The organism is Pseudomonas chlororaphis, from assembly GCF_001921865.1.
In the GTDB taxonomy this organism is placed as follows: Bacteria; Pseudomonadota; Gammaproteobacteria; order Pseudomonadales; family Pseudomonadaceae; genus Aquipseudomonas; species Aquipseudomonas chlororaphis_D.
Window position 1 is genome coordinate 397597 of sequence record NZ_MSCT01000009.1, and the last position, 21155, is coordinate 418751.

Here is a 21155-nt window from a genome sequence, read left to right on the forward strand (position 1 = left end):
CTGTGCAAGGGATGGCTTTTTCCCAGCAAGGGAACTGATTAACATGGCCAACATTGTTAGCTAGCTAACTAGTTTTCTGGAGAAGTCCTCATGCAAAGCAAAGTCGATGTCGCAGTGATGATTGGCAGCGGTGTACCGGCCACCTTTCGCGCGGTCGGGCTGAATGTGTGCTGGGTGGTGCTGGTCAACGGCGAGTGCCGCGGCGCGCCGTTCGCCAGCCGCGACGAAGCCCTGGAATGCCAGGCGTCGTGGGTCGCGCAACTGGAGCGGGACAAGGTCGGCCACCCGGTTTTCAGCCGTTCGGCCTGAGGCGTTCTTGTCGCTGGCCGAGCCGTCAGACGGCGCTGCCGATCAGGGCGCTTTCCGCCTGGAACAACGCCACCTGGGCCATCGACAGCGCGCTGCTGGCGGCCTGGGCCTGGGCCCTGGCGGCGGACAGCGCTTGCTGGTGGGCCTGTGTGCCGCGGTGCCGGGCGGCGCTTTGCACCATGCCCAGGCGCTCGTTGGCCTTGCGCACCCGTTGTTGCAGTTGCTCGATCTGTTTGCGCAGCATTTTGACGCGTTTCTTTTTCGCTTCCAGCACGCCGTCGGGAGCGGCGTTGGTCGCGCGGGTGATGGCCGTGGGCAGGTCGAACGGGTCGCTCACGGTACTGTCGCTGCCCGCCGCGCCCGGCAGGGCGAACTCGGCCAGGGAAGACAGGCGGGCAGGGGGATTGAGGTCGATCATCATGGCGCTCTTTAAATGAAGGCTCGCCAATATGTCGGTCGGGCGCGGCAATCCTTTACCGTCCGCTTGTCAGGCGTTCAGGGCGCCCTGGTCGACGGCCTGCTTGAGGGCGCGAGCGGCCTCCCGGGCGGCGGTTTCGGCCTGCTCCACGGTCTTGAACCAGCGGTCTTTTTCCACTTGGTGGCAGCTCACGCTGCGCAGCGGCGGCTTGGCGCGCATCACGATCACGGCCTGGAACTCGCCTTCGACGTCCCGGGCTTCGCCATAAATGAAAAACTCGCCGATATCGAATTCCGTCACGTCGGGCCGTCCTCTGCAGGTGCTGGGTGGTTGAAGCATCGGCCGCCGGCCGGGGCTTCGAGGGTCGCGGCAGTATGGCAGCAATCGCTTGTCGACGGCTGAGCCAGGTCATATTGGCGGCCGATTGGGCCCACGGCGCGGTTTTTTTCCGCAATTTGCCCGTGCATGGGTTGGTCTGAATACATAAAGTTGCTCTAGAATTGCCCCGGCAGTCAGAGATTGATGTTTACCTGTAGCACTCCCGTCCCATGAAAGGTGACGACAGGATCGCGCAATGTCCCGATCGACAGAGAGTGCGCAGCGTTCTCGGCGGCTTGGAACCACTTTCTTCAGCGCTTGATGCGGGCCAAACGGTCCGGTAGCTCTTCCCGTCTTCATGGGGGAGGCACACCGGTGTTTGCGTCTACGTGTCGGCGGGTGGGGCTTTTTTCGAATGGTTTTTATGTGGAGTGACGGCGCCGTTGTCCGGCCGCCTTTTTCTGCTGTCCGTCGTTTATGCGGGCAGAGTCATTTTCAGCTTCGGGGACTTTTCCTTGGCAGTAAGTAATCTTGATATGCATGCTTTGTTCGTCCTGGGCGATTTGCGCGCAAAGCTGGTGAAACAGTTTCAGTCCCGTTTCGTCTATATCGCCGAACAGTCGCCGGAAGGCATCTACATCGCTGAAATCGATACCGAGACGGCGCTGGTCGTCGACGACAAGCCGCGCCTGGAACTCAAGGTCGGCGATCATTTCCGCGCGGCGGTGCTGCCCAGCCGCGAAGGCGGCAAGTTCGAAATCCGTTTTCGCGAGATCAAGCTGACGGTCTACGGCCTGGGGGAATACGCCTTCGTCACGACCGCCGACGGCCACGCCATCCTGTTCAAGGAAGGCCATAGCGTGGTGACGGTGTTCGCCGCCCACCAACAGTTGCAGGAAGGCCTGACCAAGACCCTGAAATCAGTGACCGGCAAGGCCGCCAAATGGCGCAAGGGCGAGCTGGTGAGCTTCAAGGCCAGCGAGTGAGCCGCGCCGCATTCCATCGGCAGCATCTCGAGCGCGCCCGCGCCGAGGCCCAGCGCCTGTTCGCGCGCAAGGCCGTGCTGCAAGGGGCCTGGCTGGCCTGGGTGGCTTCGCAGTTGTATGAGTTGAAGCCGGCGGAATTCGCCAGCATGGTGCGCCGCGAGTTGCAGCACCTGCAGGAGCAGGGCGAAAACTGAAGTCCCCGTCGAAAGCAGGAACCTCTACTACAGTCAGATGACTTAAATAGACAGAGGCTTGCGGTCCCAGGCCGCGAGACCATCCTGCAACGCTGTGAACAGCCAGAGGGGCACAGGCATGAAAGGACTGCGGACACTGCTGGGCGGCGCGCTGCTCGGCCTGGGTATTGTGCTGGCGCCCGCCGGCGCTTCGGCGGCGCAGGCGCCGATCCACTTCGCCGACCTGAACTGGGAAAGCGGCAGCCTGATCACCGATATCCTGCGGATCATCGTCGAGCAGGGTTACGGCCTGCCGACCGACACCTTGCCCGGCACCACCATCACCCTGGAAACCGCCCTGGCCAACAACGACATCCAGGTCATCGGCGAAGAGTGGGCCGGGCGCAGCCCGGTGTGGATCAAGGCCGAAGCCGAAGGCAAGGTCGTGGCCCTGGGCGATACGGTCAAGGGCGCCACCGAAGGCTGGTGGGTGCCGGAATACGTGATCAAGGGCGACCCGGCCAAGGGCATCGAGCCGCTGGCGCCGGGCCTGCGCAGCGTCACCGACCTGGCGCGTTACAAGAACGTGTTCAAGGACCCAGAAAGCCCGGGCAAGGGGCGCTTTCTCAACAGCCCCATCGGCTGGACCTCGGAAGTGGTGAACAAGCAGAAGCTCAAGGCCTACGGCCTGAGCGACAGCTACGTGAATTTTCGCAGCGGTTCCGGCGCGGCGCTGGACGCGGAGATCACTTCGGCGATCCGTCGCGGCCAGCCGATCCTCTTCTACTACTGGTCGCCGACCCCGTTGCTCGGCCGCTTCAAGCTGATCCAGCTGCAAGAGCCACCGTTCGACGCCGACGCCTGGAAGACCCTGACCGACGCCGACAACCCCAACCCGCGGCCCACGCGCTCGCTGGCTTCGAAGCTGTCCATCGGCGTGTCCGCGCCGTTCCAGCAGCAGTACCCGCAGATCGCCGGGTTCTTCGCCAAGGTGGATTTGCCGATCGAGCCGCTGAACCAGGCGCTGGCCGAGATGAGCGAGAAGCACACGCCGCCGCGGCAGGCGGCGCAGGCGTTCCTCAAGGCCTATCCGCAGGTGTGGCGGGCGTGGCTGCCCGAGGATGTGGCCGACAAGGTGAGCGCCGGCCTGGAGTGAGGTTGTGTGTGGTCGGGAGGACGTCATCGCGGGCAAGCCTCGCTCCTACAGGCCCGTGTCGTTTCGCCCATTTCTGTAGGAGCGAGCTTGCTCGCGATGGCGGTGCATCTGTCACACCCTGGTGTCCGGATCGCCAGCAAGCTGGCTCCTACAGGTTTTGTGGCGTTTTCAGAAGCGGCTCTGCACCGCCAGCTCGAAGGTCCGCGGCGTGCCCAGGTAGTAGGCCGGGGACACATGGGCGAACTCGGCGTAGACCTCGTTGGTCAGGTTGCGCACCCGTCCGGTGATTGAGGTGTGGCTGTCGAGCTTGTAGGTCAGGAAGCTGCCGTACAGGGTGTAGGAGGGCACGGTCATGGTGTTGGCCGTGTCGGCGTACACCGAGGCCACATAACGCGCGTCCACCCCGGCCTGCCACTGCGGCGCCAGGTCATAGGTCAGCCACAGGTTGCCGACCCGGTCCGGCACGTTGGTCGGGGTGTTGCCCTTGCGCGACACCACCACGCCCGCCGCATTCTTCTCGGTGAACTCGTCGTACTGCGCATCGACCCAGGCGAAGTTGCCCTCGAGCAGCAGCTTGGGCGTGACCCGCAAGGAGCTCGCCACTTCGATGCCCTTGGAGGTCTGCTGGCCCACCGGGATGCTCAGGGTCGGGTCCAGCGGGTCGGTCACCGCGAAGTCCTTGCGCTCGATACGGTAGGCCGCGAGGGTCGCCGAGCCGCGACCGTCCAGGTAGTCGAACTTGCTGCCCACTTCCCATTGCTTGCCCGTGGAAACGTCGAAGTCCTGGGTGGTGCTGCCGGGCTGCTCGGCGGCCGTGCTGTATTGCACGTAGACATTGGCGCTGGGCAGGAACTGGTAGGTCAGGCCGACCCGCCCGGTCACCGGCTCCCAGCTGCGCTTGACGTGGCGTGGGTTGCTTGCCGTCACCTCGCGGTGGTTGGTCACGTCCAGGTCGATGTCGTCGTAGCGCAGGCCGGTGAGCAGCGCCAATTGGTCGGTCAGGGCCAGGCGGTTTTCGACGAACAGCGCCTTGGTGGTGACCTCGTTGGTCTTGTCGGCGACGAAGCCCTGGCGCGTGCCGGGCAGGTCGTAGAAGTGACCCGGCCGGTAGTCGTTCGGGTCGACGCTGTTGGCCGCCTTGACGTTGAGCGGCGAGTTGGTGGTGCGGTTGACCTTGTACTCGAAACCGCCGGACCAGGTGGTGTCGAGGCCGAAGATCGAGCTGTCGTGGCGCAGTTCGAACTGGTTGCCGTTCTGCTCGCCCTGATGCCGTACCTGATAGGCCGTGGAGCGGTTCACCAGGCTGTTGTCGGCGTTGTACTGGTAGGTTTCCAGGTTGCGGTAGTCGCGCTGGCTGTCCAGGTGGTAGAGGGTGTTGCGCAGGCTGGTGCTGTCGTTGATCCGGTAGTCGACGATCGAGCGCACCCAGACCGTGCGCTGCTCGTAGCGGCCGTCCTCGACGTTGTAGTTGTTGAAGCGGTTGTGCTTGTCGATCTTCAACTCGCCGGCCTTGGGGTTGAGCACCGGGGTGCCCCAGTACGGGCTGTCCTCGTGCTCGTCCTGGTATTCCACGGCCAGGGTGTGGGACAGGTCCGGGGTCAGGTCGCTGAGCAGGGAAAACGCCAGGCTCCAGGCGTCGCGTTCCTGGCGGTCGATGTAGCCGTTGCTGGTGTTGTGGCTGACGTCGAGGCGGGCGTAGTGCTGCACGTCGTCGCCGGCCTCGCTGAGGGCGTGGTTGAGGCCGAAGGCGGTTTCGGTGGTGTCGTAGGTGCCGTAGCTGACGCGGCCCTCGATCGCTCGTTCCTGGCGGTCGGCGAGCTTGGTCACGTAGTTCAGCGAGCCGCCCACGGAGCCGGCGCCGTTGACCAGCGACGAAGGGCCGCCGAGCAGTTCGACACGGTCGTAGATCCATGCATCCACCGGCCGCGCCAGGCCGCTGGAGACGTTGATGCCGTTGAACATCTGGGTGATCTGGCTGCTGGTGAAGCCACGGTACGAGACAAAGCCGCCGAACCCCGGCGGGGCGCTGGCGTTGACCCCGGGCAGGGCGTTGGCCGCGTCCTGGAAGTTCTGCGCGCCGCGCCGCTCGATATCGTTGCGGTTGGCCACGGCCACCGAGGCCGGGGTCTCGCGCACGCTCAAGCCCAGGCGCGAGGCCATGCCGCTGGACTGGTCGAGGGCCAGGCCAGGATCGGTCGGCTGGTCGCCGTCGATGGTGATCGGCGCCAGGTCGACGCTCGATTGCGCCCAGGCGGAAACGGACAGGCAGCCGCACAGGCTGGCCAGCAGGGGGATGTGTTTCATCGGTACGTCCTGAATTCTTGGCTAGGAAGCAGCCCACGGCAGGGTCTGTACGACAAGTGGCTGCGCTCGGCCATGCTGCGTTAAAAACAGGCTCGGAATGCTCATGTAGGCCCCTACACTCCGCTTCCTCGCCTGTTTTTGCCTTGCCTGACCTTCGCTCGCCGACTTTTCGTACAGACCCTGATGCCGTGCATGGGCACGGGGTGGGCTGATGACAAGGGCAAAAGACTCAGGCGAAAGGCGGCGCGCGCGGATGGGCCGCGGGCCAGATGAAGCGGGCGGGAATGTCGGCGTTGGAGCGCGGCGCCAGCGGCGGGCCGTGGTGCTGCGGCAGCACCGCCAGGGTCAGGCTGGAGTTGAACGCCGGGCCCATGCCGCCGGTGGAGCACAGCGGGCAGCCGAAGGCCTTGGACAGGGTCGGCAGCGATTCGTCGACAGGGTTGGAGGAGACCGGTGCCTGGGTGCGCGGGTCCACCGTACAGAACTGGCCGCCGATGCCGTTGAGCTGCTGGCCGACCATCTGCCCGTGCCCGATGCTGCAGGCGAACACGTTGAACAGGACGCAGCAATAGAGCATCCAGGCAACGAGCGAGCGGTCGGTTCGGGCGAATTTCATGGGGCGGCACTTTAGCATTGCAGGCGACGAACGTACTTACAAAAACGCGCGAGTGGGTCCATTCTTCAGCAACATTTTTTGCCAGGGACGTTTGCAGATGAATGTCTTGATCGCGCAAGGGATGGCGGGAGCCTTCCTGTTGATCAGCCTGATGCACCTGTACTGGGCCGCCGGCGGCAAGCGCGGCAGCGAGGCGGTGATTCCCCAGGTGCCGGGCAGGACGCCGGGCGAACTGCAACCGGCCTTCACGCCTTCGGGCTTCGTCACCCTGCTGGTGGCGGTGGGCTTGCTGTTGATCGCCATGCTGGTGTGCCTGCGGGTCGGGCTGTACCTGCCGACGGTCAGCCACCCGTCGCTGCAATGGGCGATCAGCGCAATCGCCGTGCTGATGTTCGCCCGGGCCATCGGCGACTCCAACCTGGTGGGGTTCTTCAAGGAAGTCAGCAGCTCACAGTTCGCCCGCCTGGACACCTTGTTCTATTCGCCGCTGTGCGTGGTGCTGGGGGCGGGTTTGCTGGTAGTGGCCTGGAACTGAGCGAAGCGGCGCCTGCGGCTCCCTGTAGGCGCGAGCTTGCTCGCGATGGTGTCCAGCCTGACCCACGGCGAGATCCGCATCGCCAGCAAGCTGGCTCCTACAGGTTTTGCGGTGTGTGCGGGATGCCTCAGCTGCCGCTTTCGCTGCGCCGGCTGCTGACTTCCGCCGGCACATCGTCGCCGTTCATGCGCTTGCGGAACAGCGCCGCCCGCGCCAGCAGCAGGGTGGTCACCGGCACGGTGATCGACAGCAGGATCGGGATCAGCCAAGCGTGCAGCACCGGCGTCGATTTCAGCCCCGAGAAATACAGGATCGAGGCCAGGGCCACGCACCACGCGCCCAGGGTCGAGGCCAGGGCCGGCGGGTGCATGCGCTGGAAGTAGTCCTTCATGCGCAGCAGGCCCAGGGCGCCGATCAGCGCGAAGGCGCTGCTGAGCACCAGCAGGATCGCCACCGGTATCTCGACCCACAACGACAGTTCGCTGACGGCATTCATTCGATCACCTCGCCACGCAGGAGGAATTTGGCCAGGGCGAAGGAGCCGACGAAGCCGAACAGGGCGATCAGCAGCGCCGCCTCGAAGTAGGTGTCGCTGGCGTAGCGGATGCCCAGCACCAGCATCATCAACATCGCCAGGATGTACAGGTAGTCCAGCGCCAGGACCCGGTCCTGGGCCGAAGGACCCTTGAACAGCCGGACCAGGGTCAGGACCATGGCCACGGAAAACAGGAACAGGCTGAGCAGGATCGCATTGGCGAGCAGGGGACTCATTCGAAGATCTCCATCAACGGACGCTCGTAGGTCGCCTTGAAGTGCTGGATGAAGGCGGCCTCGTCGTCCAGGTCGAATACGTGCAGCAAGAGGATGCTGCGGTCCAGGGCCAGCTCGGACCACACCGTGCCTGGCACCACCGTGGTGATGGTCGAGAGTGCGGCCAGGCCGTTGGCGTCGCGCAGGTCCAGGGGGATCTTGACGAAGCCCGAGCGCGGCGGCCGGCGCTTGGCGTTGAGCACGCCCCAGGCCACGGCGAGGTTCGACAGCAGCACGTCGCGGCCCACCACCAGCAACAGGCGCAGGATGGTCGCCGGGCGGCGGATGCGGATCGGCAGCGGGCGCAGCGGCCGCATCATCAGCGGCGCGCAGAAGCCCAGGAGCGCACCGAGCAGCAGGTTGCCGGGGCTCACGGAGAGGTTCAGCACCAGCCACAGCAACCACAGCGCCAGCGACAGCCAGGGGGCGGGGAACAGACGTTTCATGGCTGCACCTCCTGCAACGCGGCCTGGGCCTCGGGGTTCGGTATCGCCCGGGTGCCGAGCACGGCCATCACATACTGTTGCGGGTCGTTGAGGCTGTCGGCGGCGGCCTGGGTGAAGCGCAGCAGCGGCTCGGCCTTGAGGGTCAGCAGCAGGCACAGGCCCAGCAGGGCGATGATCGGCACGCACTCGAAGCGCCGCAGCAGCGGCGACGGCCGCTCTTCCGGGCTCCAGAAACGCTGGATGCCCAGGCGCGAGAAGGCGATCAGCGACGCCAGGCCGGAGAGGATCAGCAGCGCCAGCAGGCCCCAGGCCGCGCCGGACAACGGCGCATCGTTGGCCTGGCCCAGGCCGTCGGGGTTGAGCAGGGCGCCGATCAGGCTCAGCTTGCCGATGAAGCCCGATAATGGCGGCATGCCGATGATCAGCAGCGCGCAGGCGATGAAACTCAGGCCGAGGAAGGCCATGGTCCAGGGAATCACCTGGCCGACCACGACTTTCTGTTCGTCGTCGAGGTTGCTGCCCCGCGGCGGTTGCAGCGGCTCCATGGGCCGGGGCAGGGCCTCGGCCTCATCGTCCAGGGGGATTTCGTTGACCGAGCGCGAGCGCTCGATCAGTTCCGCCAGGAGGAACAGCGCGCTCATCGCCAGGGTCGAGCTGACCAGGTAGAACAGCGCGCCGGCGATCAGCTTGGGCTGGGCGAAACCGATCGCCGCCAGGAGGATCCCGGCCGAGACCAGGATGCTCAGGCTGGCCATGCGCTCCAGGCGCTGCGCGGCGAGGATCGCCAGGGCCGCGCAGACGATGGTCGCCATGCCGCCGTAGATCAGCCAGTCGCCGCCGAAGTAGGTCGAGGCCCCGGCCTGGCCGGAGAACAGCAGGGTCCACAGGCGCAGCAGGGTATAGATGCCGACCTTGGTCATGATCGCGAAGATCGCCGCCACCGGCGCGCTGGCCGAGGAGTAGGCCGGCACCAGCCAGAAGTTCAGCGGCCAGATGCCGGCCTTGGCCAGGAACGCGGTGGCCAGGATCGCCGCGCCGGCGTGCAGCAGGCCGCGGTCGGCCTCCGGCACCAGCGGGATCTTCAGCGCCAGGTCGGCCATGTTCAAGGTGCCGGTGACGCCGTAGATCATCGCCGCGCCGATCAGGAACAGCGAGGACGCCAGCAGGTTGATCGCCACGTAGTGCAGCCCGGCGGACACCCGCGCCCGCCCCGAGCCGTGGAGCAGCAGGCCGTAGGAGGCGGCCAGCAGCACCTCGAAGAACACGAACAGGTTGAACAGGTCGGCGGTCAGGAAGGCGCCGTACAGGCCCATCAGCTGAATCTGGAACAGCGCGTGGAAGCTGGCGCCGGCACGGTCCCAGCGGGCCATGGCGAACAGCAGGGCGCTGACGCCGATGATCCCGGTGAGTACCAGCATCAGCGCCGACAGGCGATCGACCACCAGCACGATGCCGAACGGCACCTGCCAGTTGCCCGGCAGGTACACGCCGACGGAGCCGGGCACGCCGCTCTGCTGGGTCCAGTACAGCAACAGCGAGGAGATGCCCAGGCCGAGCAGGCTGGAGAACAGGTTGATCCGGGCCTTGAGCGGGCGGTGTTTCTCGCCGAGCATCAGCATCGTCGCGGCGGTCAGCAGCGGCAGCAGGATGGGCGCGACGATCAGGTGCGGCATCAGGCTCATTCTCTAGGCTCCCGGCCGTCCACATGGTCGGTGCCGGTCAGGCCCCGGGAGGCCAGCAGCACCACCAGGAACAGCGCGGTCATGGCAAAGCTGATGACGATGGCGGTGAGCACCAGTGCCTGGGGCAGCGGGTCGGTGTAGTTCAGCAGGTCCTGGGGCACGCCGTCCTTGATGATCGGTTCCTTGCCGATGAACAGGCTGCCCATGCTGAAGATGAACAGGTTGACCCCGTAGGACAGCAGGCACAGGCCCATCACCACCTGGAAGGTCCGCGGGCGCAGCACCAGCCAGACGCCGGAGGCTGCCAGTACACCAATGGCGATTGCAATGACTTCTTCCATCAGGCGGCTCCTGGCTTGGCTTGGGGTTTGACTTGGGCCCGCACCGACTGGTGCGCCAGCGCGGTGAGGATCAACAGGGTCGAGCCGACCACCACGGCATACACGCCGACGTCGAAGAACAGCGCGCTGGCGATATGGATATCACCGAGCAGCGGCAGCTCCAGGTGCAGGGTATGGGTGGTCAGGAACGGATAGCCGAACGCCAGGGCGCCGAGCCCGGTCAGGGTGGCGCACAGCAGGCCGGTGCCCATCCAGCGCAACGGCCGCAGGCTCATCTGGGCCTCGACCCACTGGGTGCCGGCGACCATGTACTGGAGGATGAACGCCACCGACATCACCAGCCCGGCGACGAAACCGCCGCCCGGCTGGTTGTGGCCGCGCATGAACAGGTAGAACGACACCACCAGGGCGATCGGCAGCAGCAGGCGCACCAGCACCGCCGGCACCATCATGAAGCCCAGGGCGGTGTCGCTGGCCTGGCGCGGGTTGACCAGGTCGGTGACCACGTCGGGGGCCAGCAGGCGCTGCTGGGCCGGCAACTGCATGCTTTCCTTGGGCGGGCGGAAGCGGCGCAGCAGGGCGAACACGGTCAGGGCCACGGCGGCCAGCACGGTGATCTCGCCCAGGGTGTCGAAGCCGCGGAAGTCCACCAGCATCACGTTCACCACGTTGCTGCCGCCGCCTTCGGGCAGGGCGCGGCTCAGGTAGAACGAGGAAATATCGTTGGGGGTCTGGCGGGTCAGCATGGCGTAGGACAGCACGGCCATGCCCAGGCCGACCGCGACCGACAGCAACAGGTCGCGCAAACGGCGGATGCGCGCCTTGGGCACGCTGCTCGGCAGCGGCGAGACGTCTTCGATCCGCCGCGGCAGCCAGCGCAGGCCGAGGAGGATCAGCACCGTGGTCACCACCTCGACCACCAGCTGGGTCAGGGCCAGGTCCGGCGCGGAGAACCAGACGAAGGTCACGCAGGTCATCAGGCCGCAGACGCTGACCATGGTCAGGGCCGCCAGGCGGTGGTACTTGGCTTGCCAGGCGGCGCCCAGGGCGCAGACGATGGCCAGCAGCCAGAGGGTGACGAAGACGATGGAGCCGGGGATCTTCGGCCGGTCGCCCCAGCTCAGGCTGCTGTAGAGCATCGGGATCAGGCCGGTCAGCACGGCCACCAGCACCAGCAGGAACAGCTGGGTCTGCAGGCGCTTGGTACTGATCCGCCGCTCCAGGCGCCGGGCCAGGCGCATCATGCTCACCAGGCTGCGCTCGAACAGGCGCTTGCCGTTGAAACGGCCAATGAGCGGCGGATAGGCAAAGCGGCCGGCCACCAGCGGCTTGCGCAGCAGCAGGTAGAGCACGATGCCGGCGGACATGGCGATCAGGCTCATGATCATCGGTGCGTTGAGGCCGTGCCAGATCGCCAGGCTGTATTCGGGCAGGGTGCCGCCGACCACCGGCAACGCCGCGGCGGCCAGCAGCGGGCCGACCATCTGCGCGGGGAAGATCCCCACCAGCAGGCAGGTGAACACCAGCAGCTCCACCGGCGCGCGCATCCAGCGCGGCGGCTCGTGGGGCGTATGCGGCAGGTCGGTGGCCGGTTCGCCGAAGAACACGTCCACGGTGAAACGCAGGGCATAGGCGACGCTGAAGGTCCCGGCGACGGTGGCGATCACCGGCAGGGCGGCCTCGACCCAGGCGGTGGAATTGATGAACACCGTTTCGGCGAAGAACATTTCCTTGGACAGGAAGCCGTTGAGCAGCGGCACGCCGGCCATGGAGGCGCTGGCGACCATGGCCAGGGTGGCGGTGAACGGCATGAGCTTGACCAGGCCGTTGAGCTTGCGGATGTCGCGGGTGCCGCTTTCGTGGTCGATGATGCCGGCGGCCATGAACAGCGAGGCCTTGAAGGTGGCGTGGTTGAGAATGTGGAACACCGCGGCCACCGCGGCCAGCGGGCTGTTCAGGCCCAGCAGCAGGGTGATCAGGCCCAGGTGGCTGATGGTCGAGTAGGCCAGCAGGCCCTTGAGGTCGTTCTGGAACATCGCGCAGTAGGCGCCGAGCACCAGGGTTGCGGCCCCGGCGCCGCCGACGATCCAGAACCATTCTTCGCTGCCGGACAGCGACGGCCAGAGGCGGGCGAGCAGGAAGACTCCGGCCTTGACCATGGTCGCCGAGTGCAGGTAGGCCGAGACCGGCGTCGGCGCGGCCATGGCGTGGGGCAGCCAGAAATGGAAGGGGAACTGAGCGCTTTTACTGAGGGCGCCGATCAGGATCAGCGGGAGCAGGATGGGGTAGAGGGCGTGGGCGCGGATGGTCTCTCCGGCAGCCAGGACCTGATCCAGGTCGTAGCTGCCGACCACATGGCCGAGCAGCATGACCCCCGCCAGCAGGCATAAGCCGCCGGCGCCCGTGACCATCAGCGCCATGTAGGCGCCGCGCCGGGCGTCGGAGCGGTGGTGCCAGTAACCGATCAGCAGGAAGGAGAACAGGCTGGTCAGTTCCCAGAAGAACACGATCTGGATCAGGTTGCCGGAAATCACCAGGCCGAGCATGGCGCCCATGAACGCCAGGAAAAACGCGAAGAAGCGCGGTACCGGGTCTTGCGGCGACATGTAGTAGCGCGCGTACAGCGACACCAGGGTGCCGATGCCCAGCACCAGGATCGAGAACAGCCAGGCGAAACCGTCCATGCGCAGGACGAAGTTCAACCCCAGGCTGGGCAACCAGTTGAATTCTTCACGAATGACCCCGCCATGGGCGATCTGCGGGTACATCAGGGCCACGGCCACGGTGCCGGCCAAAGCGACCAGGCCTGCCAGCAGGGACTCGGTATTACGTGCGTTGTGCGGCAGCAATGCCGCCAGACAGCTGCCGATGAAAGGCAGAAGCAGTAGAACTATCAGGGACATAGGCTTCTAATCTGCGGGAATTTGTGATGCATCATACGTGCCGACTCGGTGATCACCAACCTTGAAGCTGTGGCAGGATCCTACAAAATTTCCTCGACCCGCATTCAAGGTAGGGGAAAAAACCGAGCTTGCCCGACAGTCTTTGCTATTCGCCGGGTACGCAGGAGCGCAAACAGGCAGGAGCAATGTTATCGTCGCGCCCGATCTGGAATGGCCTGCTCGAAGAGGATGCAGACAGGTTGGTTATGACGCTCGGAACATTTGTCTATAAAACTGCCCGCAAAACCCTGATCGGCCTGTTGCTGATGGCGCTGGGCGGCTGGATGGCCTGGCTGTGGCTGACGCTTGCCGGGCCTGCTGCCTGGATGCCGAGCTTCAAGATCCTGGAGCCTTTGTCCATCGAGGGGCAGGGGACGGGGTTGCCCGCCGGGGCGGTGCTTTTTTACGACACGAGCTTTGCCGAGGGGCACAGCCGCTACCTGGCCTACTTCTATCACAAGGGCCGGATCGCCCAGGAAGCGCTGCCCAATGCGTTGTGGCCGGGGCAAGCGCGGATCAGCCCGCTGTGGCTGGAGAATATTGATCCCGGAAATGCCCCAGGTTCTTCCGTGACACGGGAGGACGTCATTGCCGCGGTGCAGGCCGGCCAGCTCTCGCGGCAGGAGCTGGCGGCCATTGTCGAATCCTTGCCACGCTAGCTCCCTTTGTCGGGGCAACCGGTCGCTCGCGATCCACCGCGCAGTGCCGGCTGCGCTTATTTCCCCGAGTCGACGGCTTCTGACTCAACCTCGGCGTCGAGCGCTTCGCCGCCCTTGCCCTTGGTTTTCAGCTCGCTGACGATCACCGCCGCGACGATCAGCGCGCCGCCCAGCAGGGCCAGGGCTGGCAGGCGTTCGCCGGCGATGCGTCCGACCAGCCCGGCCCACACCGGTTCGCCGGCGTAGATCAGGGTGGCGCGGGTTGGCGAGACGCTTTTCTGCGCCCAGTTCATCGCCACCTGGATAGCCGCGCTGGCGGCGCCCAGGCCCAGGGCGCTGGCCAGCAGCAGCCAGGAAAAGTCCGGGATGGCTTCCTGGGTCGGCACCACCATCAGGAACGACAGCACCGAGGTTGCGGCCAGTTGCACCACGGTGACCCGGCGCACGTCGACCTGGCCGGCGTAAGTGCTGATCAGGATGATTTCCGCGGCGATGGCCACGGTGCTGATCAGGGTGGCGATTTCGCCCGGGCTGAAATCCAGCGCGGCGCCGCTGGGCCCGGAGAGCAGCATCAGCCCGGTGAAGGCCAGCATGATGCCGATGCTCGGCATCAGCCCCGGGCGCTTGCCCATGAACAGCCATTGCAGCAGCGGCACGAAGGGCACGTAGAGCGCGGTGATAAAGGCCGACTGGCTGCTCGGAATGGTTTGCAGGCCCACGGTTTGCAAGCCGTAGCCGAGCATGATGGCGGTGCCGATAAAGACCCCGGCCTTGAGTTCGAACAGGGTCAGCCCGCGCAGGCTGCGCAGGGAGAACAGGCCGACGATGCACGCCGCGGCGGCAAAGCGCAGGCCGACGAAGAACATCGGGCCACTGACGGTCATGGCGTGTTGCACGGTGAGGAAGGTGCCGCCCCAGACCATGGTGATCAGCACCAGCACGCACTCGGCTTTGCTCAGTTTGAGGAAGAAGGGGGAGGATTTGCTGGAGTTCACCGACGTCATACCCTTGCGTGCGACTTGAGGCGGACGCACAATGCGCCGCGAAGTTGGGCAGTATACTGCGCAAACCTACACAGTGAGCAATATAGTGCACAAAGATTCCGGGCAGCGCGCTTCCGTGCTGCAGCATGTCAGTCAGAACGTCCGCCGCCTGCGCCACGCCGCCGAACTGAGCCAGAGCGCCCTGGCGGAAAAGTCCGGGGTCAGCCGGCGCATGCTGGTGGCCATCGAGGCCGGCGAGAAGAATGTCAGCCTCAGCACCCTGGACCGGGTGGCCGAGGCCCTGGACGTGGCCTTCAGCGACCTGATCCAGGCCCCCGATGCCCGCGACCCGAGCCGCATCAACGAATTGGCCTGGGCCGGGCTGTTCCCCGGGAGCAAGGCGATGTTGCTGGCCAAGACCAGCGCCAGCCGCGAAGTGGAGTTGTGGGAGTGGCGCCTGGAGCCAGGCGAGCAGTACCTGGCCGAGCCGGACGCCGAAGGCTGGAGCGAGCAGCTGTATGTCTGCGAGGGGTGCCTGACCCTGGTCCTGGGCGACCGGGAGCGGCGCCTGGACCCCGGCGAGTTCTTCGCGTTCGCCAGCAACCTGCCGCACGCCTATCGCAACGACGGCACCACGGCGCTGCGCTTCGTGCGCAATGTGGTGATCTGAGCACTGTTGCCTGGGCAACAGCGCTTGAACATTTTGTCGCTTTGAAATTGAAGCGGTTTATCGATAAATAATCGTATCTGGTTGATTTTTATAGATTATTTATTTCGGCATGACTCCTGCAATCTTCCTGTCATAGCGGACCTTCCGCATTCGACAGGACCTGGAGTCGGCCATGACAGCCTCTGCCCAACCCACCCGTACCGCCCACATCATCCGTTCCGACGCCGAGGCGATCGCCGTCGCCAGGGCCCTGGCCGAACGTTTCGCCGTCGAGGCCAGCGTGCGCGACCGCGAGCGGCGTTTGCCGGTGGCCGAGCTGGACGAGTTCTCCGCCAGCGGCCTGTGGGGCATCACCATTCCCAAGGCCTACGGCGGTGGCGGTCGACGAAGAGAACCGCGCGTTCATCGCCTTTATCGAGCGCGACAACCCGGGCCTGACGGTGATCGACAGCTGGGACGGTTTCGGTCAGCGCACCACCGCCAGCGGCGGGGTCACCCTGGAGGCGGTGCAGGTGCCGCACAGCGCAGTGATCCCGGCCCATCGCGCGTTCGACGAGCCCACCGCCGACGGGCCGATTTCGCAGATCATCCAGGCCGCGGTGGACACCGGCCTGGCCGTGGGCGCCCTGGAAGAGGCCAAGCGCCACGCCCGGCAGTCGCGGCCGTGGATCGACAGCGGCCAGGACCACGGCTGGCAGGACCCGTTCACTATCGCCGCTATCGGCGACCTGGAATGGCGGGTGCACGGCACCGAGGCGATCCTGGAAAAAGCCGGCCATGCCGTCGACCGCGCCCTGCGCGAACCCAACGAAGACACGGTGGCCCAGGCCTCGGTGGTGGTGGCGCAGGCCAAGGTGCTCTCAGCGGAAAGCGCCTTGCTCGCCAGCAGCAAGCTGTTCGAGCTGGCCGGCACCCGCTCGGTGCTGGGCAAGCACAACCTCGACCGCTACTGGCGCAATGCGCGAACCCACACCCTGCATGACCCGGCGCGCTGGAAATACCACCTGGTCGGCAACTTCCTGCTCAACGGCGTCAAGCCGGCTCGCCACGCCTGGAACTGAGGAATCGCCCATGAACGCATTGACCCATCCCGCCCAGTCGACCGCGGCGCATAGCGCTGATGAGCAGGGCACTGATGAACATAGCCCTGAAAAATCCAGCGCCGAAGACCTGCGCCGCGCCCGCGAACTGCTGCAGACGACCCTGGCATTCGTCCGCGAGCAGGCCCGACCCTGGCCCGCCAGCGGGCTGGCCAGGGCTGTCGACGACCCTTATGTGATCAGCCGCTTCGGCGACCTGCTGATCCGTGTCGAGGTCGCCGCGGCCTTGCAGGAACGTGCCCACGCCCTGCGCGCCGGCACGCACGATATCGCCGAAATCGGCGTGGCCCGGGCCGAGGCGGCCATCGCCAGCCGCGAAGCCTTGCTGGCGGTGAGCACCGCCGAATTCGAATTGACCGGCCAGCGCAGCCCGCTGCCCGCCGCGCTGGGCGAACCGTTGCGCTGGACATACCAGGTGATCGGCAACTACCGCCTCAACGGCGTGGTGCCGCCCCGTTTCAGGAGTGCTGTCTGATGTCCCGTGAAATCCGTCTCAACGCGTTCGACATGAACTGTGTCGGCCACCAGTCGCCGGGCCTGTGGGCCCACCCGCGGGACCGTTCCTGGCAGTACAAGGACCTCGAGTACTGGACCGACCTGGCGCGCATCCTCGAGCGCGGCAAGTTCGACGGCCTGTTTATCGCCGACGTGCTGGGCATCTACGACGTCTACCAGGGCAACGGCGAAGCGGCGATCCGCCAGGCGGCGCAGGTGCCGGTCAACGACCCGCTGCAACTGATCCCGCCGATGGCCCTGGTCACCGAACACCTGGGCTTCGGCCTGACCGCCTCGCTGTCGTTCGAGCATCCCTATCCCTTCGCTCGGCGGCTGTCGACCCTCGATCACCTGACCCGCGGTCGGGCCGGTTGGAACATCGTTACCTCCTACCTCGAAAGCGGGGCGAAGAATATCGGCCAGAAGACCCAGACCGAGCATGACGCCCGCTACGACTACGCCGAGGAGTACCTGGAGGTTTGCTACAAGCTCTGGGAGGGCAGTTGGGAGGACGGCGCGATCCTGCGCGACCGCGAGCGGCGGATCTTCAGCGACCCGAGCAAGATCCACGAGATCCGGCACTTCGGCCAACACTTCCAGGTGCCGGGCATTCACCTGTGCGAGCCGTCGCCGCAGCGCACCCCGGTGCTCTACCAGGCCGGCGCGTCGAGCCGCGGCAAGCAGTTCGCCGCCGAGCAGGCCGAGTGCGTGTTCGTCGCCGCGCCGTCCAAGGTGCTGCTGAAAAAGACCGTGGCCGATATCCGCCGCCGGGCGGCCGAGGCCGGGCGCGACCCGGCGACGATCCTGATCTTCAATTTGCAGACGGTGATCCTCGGCGAGGCCGACGCCAAGGCCAAGGCCAAGTTCGAGGAGTACAAGTCCTGGGTCAGCTACGAGGGCGCCATGGCGCTGATTTCCGGCTGGACCGGCATCGACTTCAGCCAGTTCCGGCCCGACGAGCCGCTCAAGCATGTGCACACCAACGCCATCCAGTCGGCGGTGGAAGCCTTCTCCACGGCCGACCCGAACAAGGTCTGGACGCCCCATGAGCTGGCCGACTGGGTCGGCATCGGCGGCTTCGGCCCGCTGTTCGTCGGCAGCCCGGAAACCGTTGCCGACCTGCTTCAGGAATGGGTCGAGGACACCGACGTGGATGGCTTCAACCTGGCCTATGCGCTGACCCACGAAACCTTCGTCGACGCCGTGGAACTGCTGGTGCCGGAGTTGCAGAAGCGCGGCGTGTACAAGACCGAATACGCCCCCGGCACCCTGCGCGAAAAACTCTTCGGCGCCGGGCCGCGCCTGCCGGCGAATCACCCGGGCAGCGCCTATCGCGACCTGGCGGCCTTGCAGCGGCAGGAGAAGAAAGTCGCGTCCGTGCGGGTGCCGTCCCTGTAGCCGCTGCCGCAGGCTGCGTTCGGCCCGCAGGGTCGTTGCGGTCTGCCGGACGCTGAAGGCCTTCGGCCTTATCGCAGCCTGCGGCTGCGGCTACAAGGACCGCGTTTCGATCAAACACCCCCCCAGCCAGCGGACCACCGCACGCTTTTGCCCAAGGAACCGAGGACGATCCATGAGCGTGCATGAACTCAAACGTCCGGCGGCGGATGCCCGATCGCCGGAACAGACTCCGCTGCTGCCCGATGTCCTGGCGCGGCTACAGCACTGGGCCCAGGTAAGCCCGTTGCGCAACGCCTTGCGCCACAAGCGTCACGGCCATTGGTACAACTGGCGCTGGATCGACGCCTTGCGCGCGGTCGAACGCCTGGCCGACGGCCTGCGCCTGCAAGGTTTCGACGAGCATTCGCGACTGGTCGTCAGCGGTCCGTTCGAGCCCGACCTGTTGCTGCTGGCCCTGGCGGCCCACAGCATCGGCGCCCAGGTCGTGGCGGTCGACGACGAACTCGACGCCGAGGCGCTGCGCCAGGCGCTGTGGCGCCTGCAACCGAGCCATGCCTTCGTGCACTCGCGCCAGCAGTTGCTGCGCTGGGTCGCGGCCGGGGAAAACAGCGTGGCGCCGCAGCTGTTGATCGCCCATCAGCCGCTGCCGCGTTTGCCCCAGGGCGCGCGCCAGCCGGTGCAGGCCTTCGGCGAACTGCTGGGCGCCGGCGAAACGCCGCGCCGCCAGAGCTACTGGCGCCATCCGGCCCACGAGTCGCAGCTGTGGAGCGAGGAGGGCACGGAGTGGCCGGAGGGTCTGGGCGTGCTGCTCGCCCAATGGCTGGGCAGCGGCCACAGCCTGGCGTTCCCGGAACACCGCGGCTCGGCCAGCCGCGACCGGCGCGAAGCCGTGCCCAGCGGCCTGTTGCTGTCCGCCGCGCGCCTGCAACGCCTGGCCGACGAGATCGAAAGCCGCCTGGCGCCCCCGGGCAGTTGGCGGCGCCGGCTCTGCGAATGGGCGCTCGCCCAGCCGCAGCGGCCGCTGCAACGCCTGATCAAGCAGCGCGTGCGCCGGCTCCTGGGCTTCCAGCGCCTGGATTACATCTGGCAGGCCCCGAGCGCCCCGGCGAAAGCCGCGGCGCCGGTGTGGCTGACCGAATTCAAGCGGAACATCGCATGAGCGCCGCCGAAGCCATCCTCCATGTCCAGGATATTTGCCTGTCGTTCAAGGGGGTGAAGGCCATCGACCGGCTGTCCTTCGCCGTGCGCCGCGGCGAGATCTGCGCGCTGATCGGGCCTAACGGCGCCGGCAAGAGCTCGCTGCTCAACATCCTCAACGGGGTCTATCGCTTCGAGGCCGGGGCGATCGTTTTCGAGGGCGAGGCGTTGGTGCATATCGACCCGTTGCAGGCCGCGCGCCGGGGCATCGGCCGCACGTTCCAGAACAATGCGCTGTTCAAGAAGATGAGCGTGATCGACAACATTCTGACCGGGCTGTCGCGGCACACCCGCGCCGGTTTTCTCGAACAGGCCCTGGGGCTGCCGCGGGCACGGCGCGAGGCCCAGGCCTATCGGCGGCGCGCCGAGGGCATCTTGCAGTTCCTCGACTTGCAGGCCCAGCGCGAGGTGCCGGTGGGCAACCTGTCCTACGGCCTGCAAAAACGCGTCGAGCTGGGCCGCGCGCTGATCGCCGGGCCGAGCCTGTTGCTCTTGGACGAGCCCATGGCCGGGATGAACGCCGAGGAAAAACAGGACATGGCGCGTTTCATCGCTGACATCAACCGCGACCTCGGCACCACCGTGGTGTTGATCGAACACGACATGGGCGTGGTCATGGACCTGTCCGACCATGTGGTGGTGCTCGACTACGGGCGCAAGATCGGCGACGGCAGCCCGGCCCAGGTGCAGGCCGACCCCGAGGTGATCGCCGCCTACCTGGGAGTGCCGCAGCCATGAGTTTCTTCTTCGAGACCCTGCTCGGCGGCTTGCTGGCCGGCACCCTGTATTCCCTGGTGGCCATCGGTTTCGTGCTGATCTACAAGGCCAGCGGAGTGTTCAACTTCGCCCAGGGCGCGATGCTGCTGTTCGCCGCGCTGACTTTCGTCAGCCTGCACGAACAGGGCTGGCCGTTCGCCCTGGCGCTGCTGGCGACGGTGCTGGTGATGGTCGCCGGCGCCTGGCTGATCGAGCGGCTGGTGCTGCGCCCGCTGGTCAACCGCTCGCAGATCACCCTGTTCATGGCCACCCTCGGCCTGTCGTTCGTCATCGAGGGCCTGGCCCAGGGCCTGATGGGCTCCCAGGTGCGCGCGCTGGACCTGGGCATCGCCGACGTGCCGCTGTTCCTCGGACCGTTGATGGTCAGCCAGTTCGACCTGGTCGCCGCGGCCGCTGCCATCGTCCTGGTGACGGTGCTGGCGCTGCTGTTCAACAAGACCCGCATCGGCATTTCGCTGCGCGCGGTGGCCGACGACACCACGGCGGCGTTGTCGATCGGCATCGACCTCAACCGCATCTGGCAGATCGTCTGGGCCGTGGCCGGGGTGGTCGGGCTGGTGGCCGGGCTGCTTTGGGGCGCGCGCCAGGGCGTGCAGTTCTCGCTGTCGCTGGTGGTGCTCAAGGCCTTGCCGGTGCTGATCATCGGCGGCTTCACCTCGATCGGCGGGGCGATTGCCGGCGGCTTGATCGTCGGCGCGGCGGAGAACCTGGCCGAGGTCTATGTCGGCCCGCTGATCGGCGGCGGCATCACCCCATGGTTCGCCTATGCGCTGGCCCTGGCTTTCCTTTACATCCGTCCCGCCGGCCTGTTCGGCGAGCGCGCCATCGAGCGAGTCTGAG

Annotated in this window: 22 protein-coding genes and 2 pseudogenes; 13 read left to right on the forward strand and 11 right to left on the reverse strand. The window is 66.2% G+C overall.

The genetic code is table 11. The features are described from left to right. The first annotated feature begins 90 nt into the window (after positions 1-90). A complete protein-coding gene (locus BTN82_RS11815; protein WP_075119297.1) occupies positions 91-309 on the forward strand; it encodes a hypothetical protein in 219 nt (72 codons plus the stop codon). Between the two features lie 25 nt (positions 310-334). Here BTN82_RS11815 and BTN82_RS11820 read toward each other — a convergent pair whose 3' ends face one another. Together BTN82_RS11820 and BTN82_RS11825 are read right to left on the reverse strand one after the other, a co-directional pair. Then, positions 335-730: a hypothetical protein gene (locus BTN82_RS11820; protein WP_081375446.1), complete on the reverse strand. Its 396-nt coding sequence runs from the start codon at positions 728-730 to the stop codon at positions 335-337. A 66-nt stretch (positions 731-796) separates the two neighbouring features. Beyond that, complete coding sequence (locus BTN82_RS11825; RefSeq protein WP_075119299.1) at positions 797-1027, reverse strand: hypothetical protein; 231 nt, start codon at positions 1025-1027, stop codon at positions 797-799. 554 nt (positions 1028-1581) lie between these two features. Between BTN82_RS11825 and BTN82_RS11830 the strand changes: the two genes are divergently transcribed. The 3 genes from BTN82_RS11830 to BTN82_RS11840 all read left to right on the forward strand — a co-directional run bounded on the left by BTN82_RS11830 (position 1582) and on the right by BTN82_RS11840 (position 3360). Then, positions 1582-2031, forward strand: coding sequence for a hypothetical protein (locus BTN82_RS11830; RefSeq protein WP_075119300.1), 450 nt, complete (start codon positions 1582-1584; stop codon positions 2029-2031). After that, a complete protein-coding gene (locus BTN82_RS11835; RefSeq protein WP_075119301.1) occupies positions 2028-2225 on the forward strand; it encodes a hypothetical protein in 198 nt (65 codons plus the stop codon). The genes BTN82_RS11830 and BTN82_RS11835 overlap by 4 nt, the downstream gene beginning before the upstream one ends. A 118-nt stretch (positions 2226-2343) precedes the next feature. After that, positions 2344-3360 (forward strand): ABC transporter substrate-binding protein, encoded by a 1017-nt coding sequence (locus tag BTN82_RS11840; RefSeq protein ID WP_075119302.1) that lies wholly within the window; start codon positions 2344-2346, stop codon positions 3358-3360. Positions 3361-3528: 168 nt separating this feature from the next. On the opposite strand, the gene BTN82_RS11845 is transcribed toward BTN82_RS11840, so the two are convergent. Both BTN82_RS11845 and BTN82_RS11850 read right to left on the reverse strand, forming a co-directional pair. Further along, positions 3529-5664, reverse strand: coding sequence for a TonB-dependent receptor (locus BTN82_RS11845; RefSeq protein ID WP_075119303.1), 2136 nt, complete (start codon positions 5662-5664; stop codon positions 3529-3531). 229 nt (positions 5665-5893) lie between these two features. Further along, positions 5894-6280, reverse strand: a complete 387-nt coding sequence (locus BTN82_RS11850; RefSeq protein ID WP_075119304.1) for a DUF2946 domain-containing protein — start codon at positions 6278-6280, stop codon at positions 5894-5896. A 97-nt stretch (positions 6281-6377) separates the two neighbouring features. Here BTN82_RS11850 and BTN82_RS11855 point away from each other — a divergent pair, with 97 nt between their 5' ends. Further along, positions 6378-6815, forward strand: coding sequence for a DUF3995 domain-containing protein (locus BTN82_RS11855; RefSeq protein WP_075119412.1), 438 nt, complete (start codon positions 6378-6380; stop codon positions 6813-6815). Positions 6816-6942: 127 nt separating this feature from the next. On the opposite strand, the gene BTN82_RS11860 is transcribed toward BTN82_RS11855, so the two are convergent. The 6 genes from BTN82_RS11860 to BTN82_RS11885 are packed head-to-tail and all read right to left on the reverse strand — an operon-like array spanning position 6943 to position 12997. After that, positions 6943-7311, reverse strand: a complete 369-nt coding sequence (locus tag BTN82_RS11860) for a Na+/H+ antiporter subunit G (RefSeq protein WP_075119305.1) — start codon at positions 7309-7311, stop codon at positions 6943-6945. After that, positions 7308-7586 (reverse strand): K+/H+ antiporter subunit F, encoded by a 279-nt coding sequence (locus BTN82_RS11865; RefSeq protein ID WP_075119306.1) that lies wholly within the window; start codon positions 7584-7586, stop codon positions 7308-7310. Before BTN82_RS11865 ends, BTN82_RS11860 begins: the two co-directional genes overlap by 4 nt. Next, the gene (locus BTN82_RS11870; RefSeq protein WP_075119307.1) at positions 7583-8071 is read right to left on the reverse strand and encodes a Na+/H+ antiporter subunit E; all 489 of its coding nucleotides are present in this window, start codon (positions 8069-8071) and stop codon (positions 7583-7585) included. Before BTN82_RS11870 ends, BTN82_RS11865 begins: the two co-directional genes overlap by 4 nt. Beyond that, on the reverse strand, positions 8068-9753 hold the full coding sequence (locus BTN82_RS11875) for a monovalent cation/H+ antiporter subunit D (RefSeq protein ID WP_075119308.1): 1686 nt from the start codon (positions 9751-9753) through the stop codon (positions 8068-8070). Before BTN82_RS11875 ends, BTN82_RS11870 begins: the two co-directional genes overlap by 4 nt. Further along, on the reverse strand, positions 9750-10094 hold the full coding sequence (locus BTN82_RS11880) for a Na+/H+ antiporter subunit C (protein WP_075119309.1): 345 nt from the start codon (positions 10092-10094) through the stop codon (positions 9750-9752). Before BTN82_RS11880 ends, BTN82_RS11875 begins: the two co-directional genes overlap by 4 nt. Further along, on the reverse strand, positions 10094-12997 hold the full coding sequence (locus tag BTN82_RS11885; RefSeq protein WP_075119310.1) for a monovalent cation/H+ antiporter subunit A: 2904 nt from the start codon (positions 12995-12997) through the stop codon (positions 10094-10096). Before BTN82_RS11885 ends, BTN82_RS11880 begins: the two co-directional genes overlap by 1 nt. 128 nt (positions 12998-13125) lie before the next feature. On the opposite strand from BTN82_RS11885, the gene BTN82_RS11890 reads away from it, so the two are divergent. Next, complete coding sequence (locus BTN82_RS11890; protein ID WP_261792953.1) at positions 13126-13695, forward strand: hypothetical protein; 570 nt, start codon at positions 13126-13128, stop codon at positions 13693-13695. Between the two features lie 56 nt (positions 13696-13751). On the opposite strand, the pseudogene BTN82_RS11895 reads toward BTN82_RS11890, so the two are convergent. Continuing rightward, positions 13752-14790, reverse strand: a pseudogene (locus tag BTN82_RS11895) (DMT family transporter). On the opposite strand from BTN82_RS11895, the gene BTN82_RS11900 reads away from it, so the two are divergent. The 7 genes and pseudogenes from BTN82_RS11900 (at position 14785) to BTN82_RS11930 (ending at position 21154) form a co-directional block, all read left to right on the forward strand. After that, positions 14785-15348: a helix-turn-helix domain-containing protein gene (locus tag BTN82_RS11900; RefSeq protein ID WP_075119414.1), complete on the forward strand. Its 564-nt coding sequence runs from the start codon at positions 14785-14787 to the stop codon at positions 15346-15348. The pseudogene BTN82_RS11895 and the gene BTN82_RS11900 sit on opposite strands and share 6 nt — an antisense overlap. Positions 15349-15520: 172 nt before the next feature. Beyond that, positions 15521-16409, forward strand: a pseudogene (locus BTN82_RS11905) (acyl-CoA dehydrogenase family protein). A gap of 10 nt (positions 16410-16419) precedes the next feature. After that, positions 16420-16923, forward strand: a complete 504-nt coding sequence (locus tag BTN82_RS11910; protein ID WP_075119311.1) for an acyl-CoA dehydrogenase — start codon at positions 16420-16422, stop codon at positions 16921-16923. Beyond that, the gene (locus BTN82_RS11915; RefSeq protein WP_075119312.1) at positions 16923-18341 is read left to right on the forward strand and encodes an LLM class flavin-dependent oxidoreductase; all 1419 of its coding nucleotides are present in this window, start codon (positions 16923-16925) and stop codon (positions 18339-18341) included. The genes BTN82_RS11910 and BTN82_RS11915 overlap by 1 nt, the downstream gene beginning before the upstream one ends. A 172-nt stretch (positions 18342-18513) precedes the next feature. Continuing rightward, complete coding sequence (locus BTN82_RS11920) at positions 18514-19500, forward strand: AMP-binding protein (RefSeq protein WP_075119313.1); 987 nt, start codon at positions 18514-18516, stop codon at positions 19498-19500. Continuing rightward, entirely contained in the window at positions 19497-20276 is a 780-nt protein-coding gene (locus BTN82_RS11925) for an ABC transporter ATP-binding protein (RefSeq protein WP_075119314.1), read from the forward strand. Before BTN82_RS11920 ends, BTN82_RS11925 begins: the two co-directional genes overlap by 4 nt. Continuing rightward, positions 20273-21154 carry a branched-chain amino acid ABC transporter permease gene (locus BTN82_RS11930; RefSeq protein WP_075119315.1) on the forward strand — a complete coding sequence of 294 codons (882 nt, stop codon included), beginning with the start codon at positions 20273-20275 and terminating at the stop codon, positions 21152-21154. The genes BTN82_RS11925 and BTN82_RS11930 overlap by 4 nt, the downstream gene beginning before the upstream one ends. Position 21155: the final 1 nt, after the last annotated feature.